The organism is Bradyrhizobium manausense, from assembly GCF_018129685.1.
Classification (GTDB): domain Bacteria; phylum Pseudomonadota; class Alphaproteobacteria; order Rhizobiales; family Xanthobacteraceae; genus Bradyrhizobium; species Bradyrhizobium manausense_D.
On the sequence record NZ_JAFCLG010000004.1, the window covers coordinates 24,790 to 40,354 of the forward strand.

Annotated in this window: 15 protein-coding genes, 1 other RNA gene and 1 pseudogene; 6 read left to right on the top strand and 11 right to left on the bottom strand. The window is 64.4% G+C overall.

The window, feature by feature from the left end:
- Positions 1-840 carry a class I SAM-dependent methyltransferase gene (locus JQ621_RS12675; RefSeq protein WP_212235052.1) on the bottom strand — a complete coding sequence of 280 codons (840 nt, stop codon included), beginning with the start codon at positions 838-840 and terminating at the stop codon, positions 1-3.
- A 160-nt stretch (positions 841-1,000) separates the two neighbouring features.
- Between JQ621_RS12675 and JQ621_RS12680 the strand changes: the two genes are divergently transcribed.
- Positions 1,001-4,372 carry an AAA family ATPase gene (locus JQ621_RS12680; protein ID WP_212235053.1) on the top strand — a complete coding sequence of 1,124 codons (3,372 nt, stop codon included), beginning with the start codon at positions 1,001-1,003 and terminating at the stop codon, positions 4,370-4,372.
- The gene (locus tag JQ621_RS12685; RefSeq protein WP_212235054.1) at positions 4,369-4,899 is read left to right on the top strand and encodes a sterol desaturase family protein; all 531 of its coding nucleotides are present in this window, start codon (positions 4,369-4,371) and stop codon (positions 4,897-4,899) included. The genes JQ621_RS12680 and JQ621_RS12685 overlap by 4 nt, the downstream gene beginning before the upstream one ends.
- A 133-nt stretch (positions 4,900-5,032) precedes the next feature.
- On the opposite strand, the gene JQ621_RS12690 is transcribed toward JQ621_RS12685, so the two are convergent.
- Positions 5,033-5,395: a hypothetical protein gene (locus JQ621_RS12690; RefSeq protein ID WP_212235055.1), complete on the bottom strand. Its 363-nt coding sequence runs from the start codon at positions 5,393-5,395 to the stop codon at positions 5,033-5,035.
- 137 nt (positions 5,396-5,532) lie between these two features.
- Positions 5,533-6,283, bottom strand: a pseudogene (locus JQ621_RS12695) (SDR family oxidoreductase).
- Positions 6,284-6,381: 98 nt separating this feature from the next.
- On the opposite strand from JQ621_RS12695, the gene JQ621_RS12700 reads away from it, so the two are divergent.
- A complete protein-coding gene (locus JQ621_RS12700; RefSeq protein ID WP_212235056.1) occupies positions 6,382-6,972 on the top strand; it encodes a TetR/AcrR family transcriptional regulator in 591 nt (196 codons plus the stop codon).
- Positions 6,973-7,272: 300 nt separating this feature from the next.
- Complete coding sequence (locus JQ621_RS12705) at positions 7,273-7,803, top strand: hypothetical protein (protein WP_212235057.1); 531 nt, start codon at positions 7,273-7,275, stop codon at positions 7,801-7,803.
- A 239-nt stretch (positions 7,804-8,042) separates the two neighbouring features.
- Here the strand turns inward: JQ621_RS12705 and JQ621_RS12710 are convergent, their stop codons facing one another.
- From JQ621_RS12710 to ssrA, 8 genes are all read right to left on the bottom strand, one after another.
- Complete coding sequence (locus tag JQ621_RS12710; protein WP_212235058.1) at positions 8,043-8,540, bottom strand: GNAT family N-acetyltransferase; 498 nt, start codon at positions 8,538-8,540, stop codon at positions 8,043-8,045.
- 258 nt (positions 8,541-8,798) lie between these two features.
- Positions 8,799-10,670, bottom strand: coding sequence for a ferrous iron transporter B (gene feoB, locus JQ621_RS12715; protein ID WP_212235059.1), 1,872 nt, complete (start codon positions 10,668-10,670; stop codon positions 8,799-8,801).
- Between the two features lie 23 nt (positions 10,671-10,693).
- On the bottom strand, positions 10,694-10,969 hold the full coding sequence (locus JQ621_RS12720) for a FeoA family protein (RefSeq protein ID WP_212235060.1): 276 nt from the start codon (positions 10,967-10,969) through the stop codon (positions 10,694-10,696).
- 119 nt (positions 10,970-11,088) lie between these two features.
- Positions 11,089-11,343, bottom strand: a complete 255-nt coding sequence (locus JQ621_RS12725) for a ribbon-helix-helix domain-containing protein (RefSeq protein ID WP_008134463.1) — start codon at positions 11,341-11,343, stop codon at positions 11,089-11,091.
- Positions 11,340-11,528 (bottom strand): DUF4169 family protein, encoded by a 189-nt coding sequence (locus JQ621_RS12730; protein ID WP_212235061.1) that lies wholly within the window; start codon positions 11,526-11,528, stop codon positions 11,340-11,342. Before JQ621_RS12730 ends, JQ621_RS12725 begins: the two co-directional genes overlap by 4 nt.
- Positions 11,529-11,806: 278 nt before the next feature.
- Positions 11,807-13,234 carry a class II fumarate hydratase gene (gene fumC, locus JQ621_RS12735; RefSeq protein ID WP_212235392.1) on the bottom strand — a complete coding sequence of 476 codons (1,428 nt, stop codon included), beginning with the start codon at positions 13,232-13,234 and terminating at the stop codon, positions 11,807-11,809.
- Positions 13,235-13,323: 89 nt separating this feature from the next.
- Positions 13,324-13,842, bottom strand: a complete 519-nt coding sequence (locus JQ621_RS12740; RefSeq protein WP_212235062.1) for an SspB family protein — start codon at positions 13,840-13,842, stop codon at positions 13,324-13,326.
- 114 nt (positions 13,843-13,956) lie between these two features.
- Positions 13,957-14,333, bottom strand: a transfer-messenger RNA (tmRNA) gene (gene ssrA, locus JQ621_RS12745).
- A 96-nt stretch (positions 14,334-14,429) separates the two neighbouring features.
- Between ssrA and JQ621_RS12750 the strand changes: the two genes are divergently transcribed.
- Positions 14,430-15,035, top strand: coding sequence for a chromate transporter (locus JQ621_RS12750; RefSeq protein WP_212235063.1), 606 nt, complete (start codon positions 14,430-14,432; stop codon positions 15,033-15,035).
- Positions 15,032-15,562 (top strand): chromate transporter, encoded by a 531-nt coding sequence (locus JQ621_RS12755; RefSeq protein WP_212235064.1) that lies wholly within the window; start codon positions 15,032-15,034, stop codon positions 15,560-15,562. Before JQ621_RS12750 ends, JQ621_RS12755 begins: the two co-directional genes overlap by 4 nt.
- Positions 15,563-15,565: the final 3 nt, after the last annotated feature.

Below are 15,565 nucleotides of genomic sequence, written 5' to 3' on the forward strand. Positions count from 1 at the left end.
TCAGTCCTTGCGGCAGGTGAAGCAGTAATAGGGGCAGGTGCCGTTCGCGAACGAGGCGTGCAATTGCGTGCCCGGAATGCCCGCGAATTCGTGCGAGACACCGAGCAGCACCCGCGGCACGATCTCGTCCGCCAGTGCCGTTCGCCGCGCGCCGTCGAGCTCCAGCGCGCGCGCGACATTGGGCGTGATGTCGTCCTCGCCGACAAGGCGCAGGCGCGATTGCTGCAGGGACTCGCGCGGAAATACATCCTTCGAGGAATCCTCGAAACACGCCATCAGGAATGCGCCGCCCGGCCTGAGCACGCGGTGCACCTCGTCCAGAAAGCGTCCCATGTCGCCATAATGCTGCGCGCTCTCGACGTTGATCACGACGTCGAAGCTCTCGTTCGCGAACGGCAGGCTCAGCGCATTGCCGACCCGGAATGCGAGGTTGCCCTGGTCGGCATAGCGCGCCTTGCTGAAGCGGATCGCCGGCTTGCAGATGTCGAGCCCGGTGTAACTGCGCGGGCCGAGATATCGCGCGATGTAGGACGCGCCGCCGCCGCGGCCGCTGCCGACCTCCAGCACATCCTTGCCTTCGATCGCAGCTCCCGATGCCACGTGATGGTAGAGCTGGATCGCATAGCGATCGGGCTCGTCGGCGGCCTGCAGCGCGACCTGCTCGCCGCTCAGCGAGGCGTAGCCGTAATTGAGGAAGCGGATCGCGGCGTCCCGGTCGAGGTTGCTGAGCAGGGAGTACCAGGCGTTGGTGAAAAGCTGCCGCGCGGCGCGCGAATAAAACAGTTTTACGACGGCCGAATGTATCGGGTTTGTCGCTGTCGGATACGGATCCTGCCTCACGGATGAATACTCTCACGCGAAAATGGGGAACGCTTCCAGCATGAAACATGGGCCGGCGCGTTCGATGCGTCAACAATGGCGACGCTTGCGTGCCACGATTGACTTCATTCCGACGGGGGCTATACTTTAAGTTTAGTACAGATAATGCTGGACCCGCGTGATGACTGGGCAGGTTGCTGCTTGGTTGGAGAAGGTCGGCCTCCCTCAATACCTAAAGTCCTTTTCCGACCACGGCATTGATTTCGATATTCTTTCCGAGATTACGGATCGCGATCTCGCGACCATGGGCGTCGTGCTGGGACACCGGCGGAGGCTGTTGCGGTCCATTGCAGAGCTGGATGTTCCGAAGGCGCGTCTGTTCGCACCGACGATCGACGCGGGCGCCGAGCGCAGACAGCTCACGATCATGTTCTGCGACCTCGTCGGCTCGACCGCACTGTCGCAGCAGTTCGATCCCGAGGAGATGCGCGAGATCCTGCAAGCCTATCGCGAGGCCGCGACTGCGGTCATCGCCAGCTATGACGGCATCGTCTCGCGACTGGTGGGCGACGGCATCCTGTCGTATTTCGGCTATCCGTCCGCGCACGAGGACGATGCCGAGCGCGCGGTCCGCGCCGGGCTCGAGATCACCGCCGCGGTCCGCGCCATCGACGTGCAGCCGGGCCTGCAGCTCGAGGTGCGGATCGGAATTGCGACCGGGCTCGTCGTCGTCGGTGATCTGATCGCCAAGGGCGCCTCGAGCCGGCTCGAAGTGATCGGCGAGACGCCCAATCTTGCGGCGCGTGTGCAGGCCTTCGCCGATCCCGGCTCGGTCGTCATTGCGGCCTCGACGCGCCGGCTGCTTGGCAGTCTGTTCCAGCTGCGCGAGCTCGGCACGCGCGTGATCAAGGGTTTAAGCGAGCCGGTCGACGTCTGGGCGGTGGATCGTCCGTCGCCGCTGGCGAGCCGCTTCGAGGCCCACCATGCGGCAGGCCTCGCCGGTTTCGTCGGCCGCGAGCACGAGCTCGAGCGGCTGGCCGAGTGCAAGCAGCGAGCCTGGCGCGGCCAGGGCCAGGTCGTGCTGATCTCGGGCGAGCCCGGCATCGGAAAATCACGGCTGGCCGAGCATTTCCTCGATCGGTGGATTGGTGCGGAGCCGCATATTCGCTTGCGCTATCAATGCTCGCCGCATCATCGCGCCAGCGCGCTCTATCCCGTCATCACGCAGTTGCAACGGGCCGCCAAGATCGGTGGCGGAGACAGCAACGTGCAGAAACTGCGCAAGCTCGAAGCGCTGCTCGGGCGCAGCGATCTGAGGACGCCGACGCTGGTGCCGCTGTTTGCGGACCTGCTCTCGATTGCGACCGATGGACGCTATCCGCCGCTGGCCTGGACGCCGCAACAGCTGCGTCGCAACACGCTTGCCGCGCTGATCCAGCGCCTGCAGCGCCTCAGCGCCGGGGCGCCGGTGGTCTGCATCGTCGAGGATTTGCATTGGGCGGACGCGACCTCGCTCGAGCTGCTCGGGCTCGCGGTCAGGCTGGCCGACCAGCTCCGGCTCCTGCTCGTCCTGACGTTCCGAAACGAATTCACGCTGCCGTGGATGGGCCCGGCGAATCTGACCACGCTGGAGCTCGGACGGCTTGGGGAGACCGATGTCGAACGCATGATCGCAGAAGTGATCGGAAGCCGCGCGGTCCCGTCCGAGCTCGTGGCGCAGATCGCGACGCGGACCGATGGCATCCCGCTGTTCGTCGAGGAGTTGACCCGCACCGTGCTCGAGATGGGCGTCCTCAAGCGCGGAGCTGGCGGCCGCTACAAGATTGCCGGCAGCCTGCCGCGGCTGTCGATCCCCACGACGCTTCAGGATTCGTTGATGGCGCGGCTCGACCGGCTCGGGCCGGCCAAGGAGGTCGCGCAGATCTGCGCGGTGATCGGCCGCGAATTCTCCGACGCGCTGCTGCGCGCCATCGCCGACAAGGACGATGGCGAGCTCGACGCGCGGCTTGCTCAGCTGGAAGCCGCCGAGCTGATCTTCCGCAGCAGGTCCGCGCCCGAAGGCGCCTATGTCTTCAAGCATGCGCTGGTGCAGGACACCGCCTATGAGAGCCTGCTCAGGAGCAGCCGGCGCCGGTTGCACGAGCGGATCGCAACCGTGTTGCAGGAGAAATTCCCGGATGCAGCCGCCGCCGCCCCCGAAATCACCGCGCACCATCTGACGCAGGCAGGTCTGGTCGAGGACGCCGTGGAGTGGTGGGGCAAGGCGGGCGACCGGTCCTTGCGCAGCTCCGCCTGTCACGAGGCGATCGCGCATCTGGCCAAGGCGATCGGCCTTGCGGAGGGGTTGAGCGAAAGCCCCTCGGGGCAGAGCCGCCGGCTGCAATTGCAGATCGCCTACGGCAACGCGCTGATCGCGACGCGCGGCTATGGTGCGCCGGAGACGTCGGTCGCGTTCGCACGCGCGCGCGAGCTCGCCTCCGGTCTCAAGGGCGCGCCGGAGCGGTTTGCCGCCGTCTACGGCCTGTGGGTCGGGAGCCTCGTTCGCAGCGAGCTCGGCTCGATGCAGGAGCTCGCACAGGCCTTCCTGCACGACACCGCCGACCGGCCCGATGCGCCGGAAGCGGGGATCGCGCATCGCGTTTGCGGCATGACGCGCTGGTTCGAGGGCAATTTCGTCGATGCCAAGCGGCATCTCGAGCAGGCGCTCACCATCTATCGCGACGAGCACGATCGCAATCTGGCATTCCTGTACGGCCACGATTACGGCATCGCGGCGGCGATCTATCTCGCGCTGGTGCTGTGGCCGCTCGGCGAGGTCGATCGCGCCGGGCAGTTGGCGCAGGAGGCGATCCGCCGCGCCACCGACAGCGGCCACATCGCGACGATGGTCTACGCGCATTTCCACAAGATCGTGCTCGAGGCGATGCGCGGCAATCCCGGGGGCGCGAGGCCGCATGTCGATGCCGTGATCGAGCTCAGCCGCGAGCACGGCCTGTTGCTCTACACGCGCGCCGGCAAATTCTGGAACGGCTGGATCCGTTGCCATCTCGGCGAGCGGACCGCCGGGCTCAAGGAGATGGAGGATTCGATCGCGCTGCCGCTGGTCGGAAAGATGGCGACGGGGCTCTACGTGCCCCTGACCTGGACGCTGCTTGCGGAAGCAAAGGCATGCGAAGGTCAATTCGACGAGGCGCTCGCGATCCTCGACGAGCAGTTGCTCGAGGTGGAGCGAACGGGACAGGAGTGGTTCACCCCGGAGATTCAGCGCTGGCGCGGCGAGCTGCTGCTGCGCAAGGACCCTATCGATATCGTCGCTGCGGAGACGGCTTTCACCCAGGCCATCGCGACCGCGCGGGCGCAGGGAACCGCGACCTACGAGCTGCGGGCCGCCCTCTCGCTCGCCAGATTGTACCAGGCCAGCGGAACGGACGAGCAGGCGCGGAGCGTGCTCAGCCCGGTGGTCGGGCGTTTTACCAACGCACAGGAGTTACCGGAAATTTTCGAAGCACGGGCGGCCATGGAGCGCTCCAGCAAGACGAGCCCATGCAGTTGAAAAAGTTTTTGTACTTTGCCGATTTCGTATTCTATCCCCTGGCCAGCGCGGCGCTGGTCGCGGTCGCGCTGCTGCTCAAGGAGCCGCTGCGCTGGGACGAGGCGGCGATCGGATTCGCAAGCGGGCTGTTGCTGTGGAGCCTCGCAGAATACGTCATTCACCGCTTCGCCTTGCATGGGCCGGCTTATCTCGCCGCCTTGCACGACATCCACCATTCCGATCCGCGCGCGCTGGTCGGCTCGCCGCTCTGGCTGAGCCTCGGCTCGATCTGTCTGGGATCGCTGCTGCCGGTGTGGCTGCTGGTCGGGTTCGGCAGCGCCTGCACCGTCACGGCGGGGCTGATGCTGGGCTACATCTATTTCGGTGCGCTCCACCACATCATTCATCATCATCCTGTCAGGCGCGGCGGCTATCTCTGGCGCCTGAAACGCCGCCACACGCGCCATCACTATGGCAAGCGGCCGTGCAATTTCGGTGTGGTCACCAGCATGTGGGATCGCGTGTTCGGAACCTATTGTTCCGAGTGATTGTTCACCGCGGATCGCGCTATTGTAGGGTGGGCAAAGGCGCAGCGCGCCGTGCCCACGCGATGGAAATGGTGGGCACGCTTCGCTTTGCCCACCCTACGATTTCGGACTTGCGGAGACATTCGCCTCGCGCTCAACCGCAATTCCAGATCATGCCGATCGGCGTCCGCGTCCAGCACGGACCGAAGCTGCCGCCATTGTAGCGCGAGCCGCCGAAACCGGGCCGGCCGAAATAGCGCCATTCGCCGTCGAAGTAGCGGTAATAGCTCGGCACGGGATCGATATACCATGGACGCTGGTTTTCGCGCGCGTAGCGCCGAAACCCGTTCTTCTGCATGAAGATCGGCTGGCTGTTGCTGAGCGGCTGGCGGTAGCCGGGCAGGAAGCCGTAGCCGTGCCAGCTTTGCTTGGGCTTCTTGTGGACTGATTCAGCCGGTGCGGTGACCGGCAGCAGCGACAGAATGACAGCAACGAATAGACATAGAAGGCGTGACATGATCCGACCATAGAGACTGGATGGCCGAAACGCCATTCAAATTCGGGTGCGGCGACTTGTGCAGATTCGCGCGATAACGACGATCATGTCGCGATGGCGCAGCCGGACCTTTGCCCGGCTGCGCTCTTCCGCAAAGCTTACGCGTTCGCGCCGCCGTCGACGGTCAGCGTCGAACCGGTGATATACTTCGCTTTCGCGCTCGCCAGGAACGCCACCGCATTGGCGATGTCATCCGGCGCGCCGTAGCGGCCGAGTGCCATGAACTGCTTCAGCGTCTCCGCGGTCGGGCCGTGGGCCGGGTTCATGTCGGTGTCGATCGAGCCCGGCTGGACCAGATTGACGGTGATGTCCTTGGAGCCGAGTTCCCGCGCCAGTCCTTTTGTGAACGCGATCAACGCCGACTTCGAGGCCGAACTTCGAGGCCGAATAGATACCAAGCACCGGCGATGGGACGCGGTCGGCGAAGTAGCTGCCGATGGTGATGATGCGGCCGCCCTTGCCAAGATGGGGCAGAGCCGCCTTGCTCGCGACGATCGGGGACCGTACATTGACATCAAGCAGCGCGTCGATGTCGGCGAGTGACATGTCGTTGAGGCCGCCCAGCCGCAGAATGCCGGCGTTGTTGACCAGGATATCGAGCCCGCCCAAGGCGGCGACGGTCTTGTCGACCGAGGCCTGGACCGCGGCGACGTCGGCACTGTCGGCATGGATCGCGACGCCCTTCCGGCCTGTCGCCTTGACCGCGTCGACGACCTTCGCGGCGCTGTCGGCGGATTTTTCATAAGTGATGGCGACATCAGCGCCCTCCGCCGCGAGCGCCTTCGCGATCGCCGCGCCGATACCCCTGCTTGCGCCCGTCACCAGGGCCCGTTTTCCCGTCAGCGTCATCGTAATCTCCTATTTTGTAACGATCGACACAGAATATCTGGCATCTTGATCGCCCGGGTCAAGTCCATTATGTGTTGATCGCTACAGAAAGAGCCCTCATGGCGGGACGGCCACGGGAATTTGATCGAGACGCGGCGCTGGAGGCGGCGATGCTGCTGTTCTGGCGCAAGGGCTATGCGGCGGCCTCGATGAACGATCTGTGCGAGGCCATGGGGGTGCGCTCGCCTAGCCTCTATGCCGCTTTCGAAAGCAAGGAGGCGCTCTATCTCGCGGCCTTCGAGCACTACGTCGCGACCGAGGGGCCCCCGGTGTGGGACAGGCTTGGCGAGGGCGCAACCGCGCGTGAGGGCATCGCGAACCTGCTGACCGCGGCGGCCGAGATCCTGCCAAAGTCCCGGACCGCGCCGGCCGGCTGCATGGCCGTGCTCGGCGCCATCAGCGACGAATGGCCGGCCTCGATCGCCCGCGCGGTCAGGAAAGTCCGCCTCGAGATGCTCTCCAATTTGCGCGCCCGCATCGAAGCTGCGGTTGCCAGTGGTGAGTTGCCTGACGCCACGGACACCGATGCGCTGAGCCGGCTCTATCTCAGCGTCTATGAAGGGATGGCCATCCAGGCCAAGGACGGCGCCATCACGGCTGAATTGAGAACGGTGGCGCAGGCGGCGATGGCCGCATGGCCGGGCCGGTAGTCCGTTGGACCTCCTAGCATTGGTCAATGATCTTTTGTCCCTGAGAGACGAGCGTAGCGCCGTGCTCTCCGCTGTCCAGGACGCTTCGCGCCGGCTATGCCGGTGCCGATGGCATCCTGGACAGCGGCTGCGCGCGGCGCTGTCGCGTTCGGCAGGTTGGGACGAAGGAATGAGTTGAGCACTTGCGAAACCCGTACTGTTTCCACGCGGAGGAGGCTTTGATGAGTTTCGCTTTCGCTCTACCAATCCTACGCGCTGGCCGATGTTGATTGCCTCGATGAAATCAGCCAACTTGGCTCTATGAAATACCTCCTGCTTTTCGCCGGCGCTCTCGCCATCTGCGTCCTCGCATTCGCGGGCGTGCTTTACTGGAAATACGCGCAGCTCTTTCCCGAGCCTTCGACCGAGGTGGTGCAGCTCACACCTGAGAAACGCGCCCTGCTGGAGCGATTGAGACGGGAAACCAAATTCCAGCCTCATCACTTTCCGCCCTTGGGCTACACCGGCGCCGAAACACCCGAAGACCGCACGCGAGCAACGGACGCCGTCAACGGGGTCATTGACGCGGTTCTCGCCCAACCGGACGGCCCCGTTCAGGCGCGAGAGGTCTCCCGCCTCATTGGCAAAGGCATGAGCCAGGTGTCCTGGCTCGCGACGGAGGATCGCGATCGAACCGGCGGGTATCTCGTAGAGGTCTGGTACATCCTGGGCTTCAAGGGCGCGACCGGGCAATTCGCCTCCGGCGTTTCCTACGCCAGAGCCGGCGGCTACAGTGAGCCACTTCCTCCGGGCTGGACTGCGGCCGATCAGCCGCGTCCGATTGACCCCTAGCTCGTAGGACGGGTGGAGCGCAGCGAAACCCATCGCCATGTTCGAGCCGGATCGGCGAAAAAGGTGCTCCATGGTTGAACGCCCCGACCGTGAGGCGAGCGTCCGGCGATCTGGCTTGGCCGGCGTCACGCGCAGGGTTCTCGAACGTCTTCCATTGCCCGGCAAGCAGGAGCGCATGGCCGTCGAGCTCACTTATCCGTCCGCGCGGTCCTGCACGATGCAGCCTTGAGGCTGCGCCCTCATCGCCGGATTCGATAGATCACGACGTCCTCGCCGTGATGCGTCGTGCTTTTCTCGAGTTTGTAGTTCGATTTCTCCAGCACGCGGCGAGACGCGCCGTGTTTGACGAAGACCAGCCCGATCAGGGACGGCAACTCCAGCCGCGACAATCCGATCTCCGTCAGCGCGGTCGCGATCTCGGTTGCCAGTCCCTGGCCCCAGAGATCGCGCTTGAACGTGTAGGCAATCTCGATCTCGTCGATGCCGTCGACGAGGATATGCCGGATGCCCGCCCGCCCGGCGAAAGCTCCGTCCTTTGTCAGCAGCGCCCAGAGCCCGAAGCCGTGCTGGGCACAATGGGCCATGTTGGTCGCGAGATAGGTTTTCGTGACCTCGGCCGGGCGAATGCCGCCGAGGTAACGGGAGACGTCGGGATCGAGGTGAAGTGCGACGAGGTCGCCGAGGTGACTTTCGTTCAGCCTCTCGGCGGTCAGCCTCGTCGTGCTGAAGCTATCCATGGCAGCAGGTGATCGTTTGGGATGATGGCATCATGCCAGTGTTTTGCCCGACGGGTCAACGGATTTTCCGAAGTTCGTAGCCCGGATGGAGCGGAGCGAAATCCCGGGCCGGCGCGTCGTGCCGGGACTCCCGGATTGCGCTCCGCTCCGTCCGGGCTACGGGCGGAAGATTTCTGTTCTGTGCGCGTAAGCCATTGTTTTCGCAGCCCCCGTCTACTGTGCATGGGGTTGTTTTCGCGTCTGGCTTTTCGGGGGGGGCTAGCCTGCGCCGAGCGCGACTGCGAGATTGTACGTCAACAGGCTCGCCGCATAGGCCAGCACCAGCATGTAGCCGAAGGTCGCCGCCATCCAGCCCCAGCTGCCGGTCTCGCGCCTGATGACGGCGAGCGTGGAGGCGCATTGCGGAGCGAAGATGTACCAGGCGAGCATCGACAGCGCGGTCGCCAGCGACCATTTCGTCGCCAGCACCTGGCCGATCTGCTCGGCGGCTTCCTTGCCGCCCTCGATCGCATAGACGGTGCCGAGGGCTGCGACCGCGACCTCGCGCGCCGCCATGCCCGGAATCAGCGCAACCGCGATCTGCCAGTTGAAGCCGACGGGATGAAGCAGCGGCTCGATCGCCTTGCCGATGATGGCAGCGAGGCTGAAGTCGATCGCGGGCTCCGTCGCGCCCGCCGGCGGCTGCGGGAACGAGGCCAGGAACCAGATCAACACCATCATCGAGAAGATCGTGGTGCCGGCGCGCTGCAGGAACATCTTTGCGCGGGTGTAGATGCCGATCGCGATCGATTTCAGCCGCGGCACCTTGTAGTCCGGCAGCTCCAGCATGAAGGGCGCCGGCGCGTAGTCGCGCAGCATGAAGAACTTGATCAGGAACGAGACCGCAAGCGCGCTGGTGATGCCGGCGGCGTAGAGCCCGAACATCACGAGGCCCTGCAGGTTGATGAAGCCCCAAACCTCCTTCGCCGGAATGAAGGCGGAGATGATCAGCGTGTAGACGGGAATGCGCGCCGAGCAGGTCATCAGCGGCGCGATCAGGATCGTGGTCAGCCGGTCGCGCTTGTTGTCGATCACGCGCGTCGCCATGATGCCCGGGATGGCGCAGGCAAAGCTCGACAGCAGCGGGATGAACGCGCGGCCGTGCAGGCCGGCACCGCCCATGATGCGGTCCATCAGGAACGCCGCGCGCGCCATGTAGCCGAAATCTTCCAGCAGCAGGATGAACAGGAAGATGACGATGATCTGCGGCAGGAACACGATGACGCTGCCGACGCCCGATATCACCCCGTTCTGAAGGAAGCTCTGCAACAGGCCGGCGGGCAGGGTAGCGTGCACGAACTCGCCCAGCGCATCGAAGCCGGATTGCAGCAGCTCCATCAGCGGCTGCGCCCAGGCGAACACCGCCTGGAACATCACGAACAGGATCAGCGCCAGCACGATCAGGCCGCCGACCGGATGCAGCACGACCGCGTCGATCCGCGCGGTCATCGTGTCAGGGCGCGCAGGCAGGCTGACGCAATCGGAGATGATGCGGTCGGCCTCGCGCTGGGTCGCGCGCAACTCGGCGACGCTGAGCGCGCGCCAGTTGTTCTCCGCGGACTCGGCTGCGAGCCTTGCCGAGATCTCGTCGGTCAGGGCCAGAAGATCGGCCGTGCCGCCCTTGCGCACCGCAATCGAGGTGACCACCGGCACGCCAAGCTCCTTGGCGAGCCTGGTGACGTCGACCGAGATGCCGCGGCGGCTCGCGATGTCGAACATGTTGAGGACGAGGATCATCGGCCGGCCGGTGCGCTTGAGTTCCAGCAACAGGCGGATGGTCAGCCGCAGATTGGTGGCGTCGGCCACGCACAGCACGAGATCGGGCACGGTCTCGCCGGTGGCCTTGCCGAGCACGAAGTCGCGGGTGATCTCCTCGTCCGGGCTGCGGCCGCGCAGCGAATAGGTGCCGGGCAGGTCGACGACGGAGACCTGCCGCCCCAACGGAGTGACGAAGAAACCCTCCTTGCGCTCGACGGTGACGCCCGGATAGTTCGCGACCTTCTGCCGGCTGCCCGTCAGCGCATTGAACAGCGACGTCTTGCCGCTGTTTGGCGTGCCCACCAGGGCGAGATGCAGAAGGGGTAATTCCATGGATCAAATATCCGGTCGCGCTTCTAGGCGACGATGATGGCCATGGCTTCGCGGCGGCGGACCGCGATGGTGATGTTGTCGACCCGCACGGCGATCGGGTCGCGCCCGACCAGCCCCTCGTGCAGGACCTCGACCCGCGCGCCCTCGACGAAGCCGAGCTCGATCAGCCGGCTCTCGAGCTCGATGTCCGAGAGGGCCGAGCCCGCGTCCTTGGCGGAGAGGTGGTGAATGACGCCGGTATAGCCGCGCTGAGCCAGGCCCAGCGGCATCTCGCGGCGCGTATCATGGGTGTCGGTCATGCCCTGTATTTTCAACGCAGGGCAGTGAGGTCAAGCGCGCATGCTCCTCGAAACTGCACCTTAGAGCGATTTTAAAGTGCAGATCACAAAGCCGTGGGCCAAGTGCCAGTTGCTCTGGACTACTGCGCCGGGACCTTGTCCGGCTGGATCGCGGCCATGGCGCGGCTCTTGAAGTAGTCGAGCACGAACAGGCGGATCGCCGAGGACAGATTGCCCTGCTGGCGGGCGCCGTCGATTTCGCCGACCAGTTCGGACAGCGTCATGTTGCGCAGGCCCGAGATCTCCTTCATGCCGTTCCAGAACGCCTCTTCCAGGCTGACGCTGGTCTTGTGTCCGGCGACCACGATCGAACGTTTCACGACGGGCGACTTCATGGCTGCTCCTCGCGATCGATCCGGTGCTGGTCCAGATGCGCTGTCGCCTGGTCCGCCTGCTTCTCCTGCGACGCTCGCTCGGCCTTCGTGCGGCCGAACTTCGTTCGGTTGGCGTCCGCCTGCTTCGCCGAGGCTTCCCGCTCGGCGCGCTTCCTGAAACGATTCAGGTTGATGACGTTCCCCATGGCGCGTCTCCATCATCCGCTCCTCTTCAGGCTGGATGAAACTTCCAGAAACAGGGCGCTGCGTTGCGCCCCGCAAGACTTGATCGTCATTCGCGTGTCCTCGTCAATTGGCCTCGACGGCCATCAAACGATGAATTCCGCCCCGAAAAGGGGCAGGCGGCTTGCGTAACATGCGCCCCCGTCGACACATTGACGGTAATCAAATCCTGTCCTTTAAACCTTATAATTATGAGCTTTCGGGCTCCGTATCACTACGGATGACTATCGGAATTCGGAATTTATCCGGGCCTCGTCATCTTCTCCGGCTGCACCAGGCGGTCGAATTCGTCTGACGAGACGAAGCCCAGCCGCAGTGCCTCTTCCTTCAGCGTGGTGCCGTTGGCGTGCGCGGTCTTGGCCACCTTGGCGGCGTTGTCGTATCCGATCTTCGGCGCCAGCGCGGTCACCAGCATCAGCGAACGCTCCATCAGCTCCTTGATGTGCTTCTGGTCGGCGCGAATGCCGCTGACGCAGTGCTCGGTGAAGGAGCGCGCGGCATCCGCCATCAGGCGGATCGAGTGCAGCATGTTGTAGGCGAGAACGGGCTTGTAGACGTTGAGCTCGAAATGGCCCTGACTGCCGGCGACCGTGATTGCCGTGTGGTTGCCGAACACCTGGCAGCACACCATGGTCATCGCCTCGCACTGCGTCGGATTAACCTTGCCCGGCATGATCGACGAGCCCGGCTCGTTCTCCGGCAGGATCAATTCGCCGAGCCCGGAGCGCGGGCCCGATCCGAGCAGGCGGATATCGTTGGCGATCTTGAACAGGCCGGTCGCGACCGAGTTGATGGCACCGTGCGCCAGCACATAGGCATCGTTTGACGCCAGCGCTTCGAATTTGTTGGCGGCGCTGGTGAAGGGCAGCTTCGTAATCCCTGCAACGTGCTTTGCGAACAGCTTTGCAAAGCGCGGCTTGGAGTTGAGGCCGGTGCCGACGGCGGTGCCGCCCTGCGCCAGCGGATAGAGATCCTTCACTGCGACCTTGAGCCGCGCGATGCCGCTCTCGACCTGCGCGGCATAGCCCGAAAATTCCTGGCCGAGCGTCAGCGGCGTCGCGTCCTGGGTGTGGGTGCGCCCGATCTTCACGATCTTCGCGAACTCCTGCTCCTTCTTGCGCAGCGCGCGATGAAGCTCGCCGAGCGCGGGGACGAGGTCGGCGGTGATACGGCTCGCGGCCGCGATGTGCATTGCGGTCGGGAAGGAGTCGTTCGACGACTGGCTCATGTTGACGTGGTCGTTGGGATGCACCGGCGTCTTGGCGCCAAGTTCGCCGCCGAGCAGTTCGTTGGCGCGGTTGGCGATGACCTCGTTGAGGTTCATGTTGCTCTGGGTGCCCGAGCCGGTCTGCCACACGACAAGCGGGAAGTGGTCGTCGAGCTTGCCTTCGATCACCTCATGCGCGGCGCGGATGATCGCGCCGGCTCTGCGCTTGTCGAGCAGGCCGAGCTCGAGGTTGGTCTGTGCGGCCGCAAGCTTGACGATGCCGAGCGCGTGCACGAGCGAGATCGGCATGCGGTCGATGCCGATGCGGAAATTCTGGCGCGAGCGTTCGGTCTGCGCGCCCCAATAGCGATCGGCGGGGACCTCGATGGGACCGAAACTGTCGGTCTCGGTGCGGGTCGCGGAGCGGGCAGTCTTCGCAGCTTTGGCCATGAGCACATCCATTCCGCCGCGCGAAACGCCGCGCGGCCTCTTCATGTGCTCTTCTATATATGGAGTTTGGCCGGCCGCGATGGTCTCGCGGCCAACTCAGATCATTTCTTGCGGAAACGATCGAGCCGCACGACTTCGGCGCCGCCCTGGTTCGGCGGGGTCGGCTCTTCCACGGTCTCCGCAGGCTCAGCGGCAGGCGCGGGCACCGCGACAGCCGATGGGGCAGGGGCGGCCGGCAAGGTCTCGCCCGTCACCTCGGTGACATCGGATGTGTCGAACTGGAGACCGAACTTCACGGACGGGTCGAGGAAGCTCTTGATGGCGCTGAACGGCACCACCAGCCGCTCGGGAATGCCGCCAAAGGACAGGCCGACCTCGAAACGGTCCTCGAGGACGGTGAGGTCCCAGAACTGGTGCTGGAGGATGATCGTCATCTCTTCCGGGTATTGGGCCAGCAGCCGGCTCGACAGCTTCACGCCCTCGGCCTTCGATACGAAGGTGATGAAGAAATGATGCTCGCCCGGCAGGCCGTGGGCCGCGGCATCGGTCAGCACCTTGCGCAGCACGCCGCGCAGGGCGTCCCGTGCCAGCACATCGTATCGGATATGATCGGTCGCCATGGTGGTCCTGTTGCATTCCCGGAGCCCGGCCCTGCCGGCCCGACTCGCCAAGCCGCAATAGTACCGCGCCTGACGGGTCAGCAGGAGTCCCCGCCGGGAAGGAAATCGGAGGTAAGTGGAGGCTTCTGTTGCCAGGTGCCTCCGAACCCCGCCTAACGGAGCTTAACCCGTTAGGACTTTAAGATGGTCTTTCAAACTGCGTTACGCAGCCTGAGCAACCGGAGCAAAGTTGTCGTTGGCAACTATTGCATTAGCCCGATAACGGCGGAACAATACCGGGAAAAAGTACGCCCTTTACGCCCTCGTCGATCCTATTTCGCCCCCGCCAAAACCCGCCTCTCGGTGGGCTGAAGCCCGAAGTCCGGTGGGCTTTGGTGGAGGCGCCGGGTACCGCCCCCGGGTCCGAATGGTTTATTGCGACGACCGTTTATTTCCATAGCCGGCGAACCGGCACCTCCAATATAGGGGGCAAAGGTTTCAAATGACAGGTGTTTCGAGCGACCGCGGCGATGTTCCCTTTGGATAGGTCCGAGTTGGTTCACGGCCTGATCTTGGCCACGCCGCGGGAGACGTTCTAAGTTCCTGACATGTCCCCGGATTCAGCACCGGCCGCCCAAGAGCCGGACATCTCCACCGCCCACGCCCCTCCGCCCGGCCTGCTCGCGCTGTTCCTGGCATTTGCCAGGATGTCACTGGCCGGCTTTGGCGGCGTCCTGGTGTTCGCCCGTCATGCCATCGTCGACCAGCATCGCTGGATGACGGCGGACGAGTTCAACGAGACCTTTGCGCTCTGCCACTTCCTGCCTGGGCCCAACATCGTCAATCTGTCGATGGTGTTCGGATCGCGGTTGCGCGGCATCGCCGGCGGCGTTGCCGCGTTTACCGGGCTATTGCTGCCGCCGACCCTCATCATGACCGTGCTCGCGATCATCTACGCCCGGTTCGGCGACGTGGACGTGCTGCGTCGTAGTCTCGCAGGCATCTCCTGCGCCGCAGTCGGCCTCCTCATCACCGTGGTCTTCAGGATGATGACGCCACTCCTCAAGCGAATGGACGTCGTCGTGCTCGTCCTGATGCTCGGCGTGTTCACGGCCATCGGTGTGCTTCGCTGGCCGCTGCAAGCGGTACTGCTGGTCGCGATCCCGCTCAGCGTCGCGGTTACATATCTGATGCGACGGAAGGTAGCGGCATGAGCAGCCAGAATCCGATCTGGGCGCTGATCTCCACCTTTAGTCTCATGTCGCTGTTCGCGGTTGGCGGTGCTGCGGCTGCGGTGCCCGAGATGCACCGCATCGCGGTCGATGTGCATCACTGGATGACCGACAAGCAGTTCGCGGACGCCTATGCGATTGCGCAGCTCTCGCCGGGTCCGAACGTCCTGATCGTCACGCTGATCGGCTATGCTGTCGCCGGCATTCCCGGCGCGCTGGCTGCGACACTGGCAATGTGCCTGCCGACGGCGCTGCTCGCCTACTATGTCAGCCGGCTCTTGAATCGGCCGAGCCAATCGCGCTGGCCCGCCCTGATCCAGGCTGCACTGGTTCCGCTGTCGATCGGGTTGATGGCGGCGAGTGCCTTGATCCTCGCGCAGTCGACCGATCGCAGCATTGCTGCGCTGCTTCTGACCGCGACGGTCGCAGTGATTGCCTTCGTCTCGCGCGTCAATCCGCTATGGCTTCTGCTCGCGGGAGGCCTGTTGGGTTTTGCTGGCATTGTGTGATGA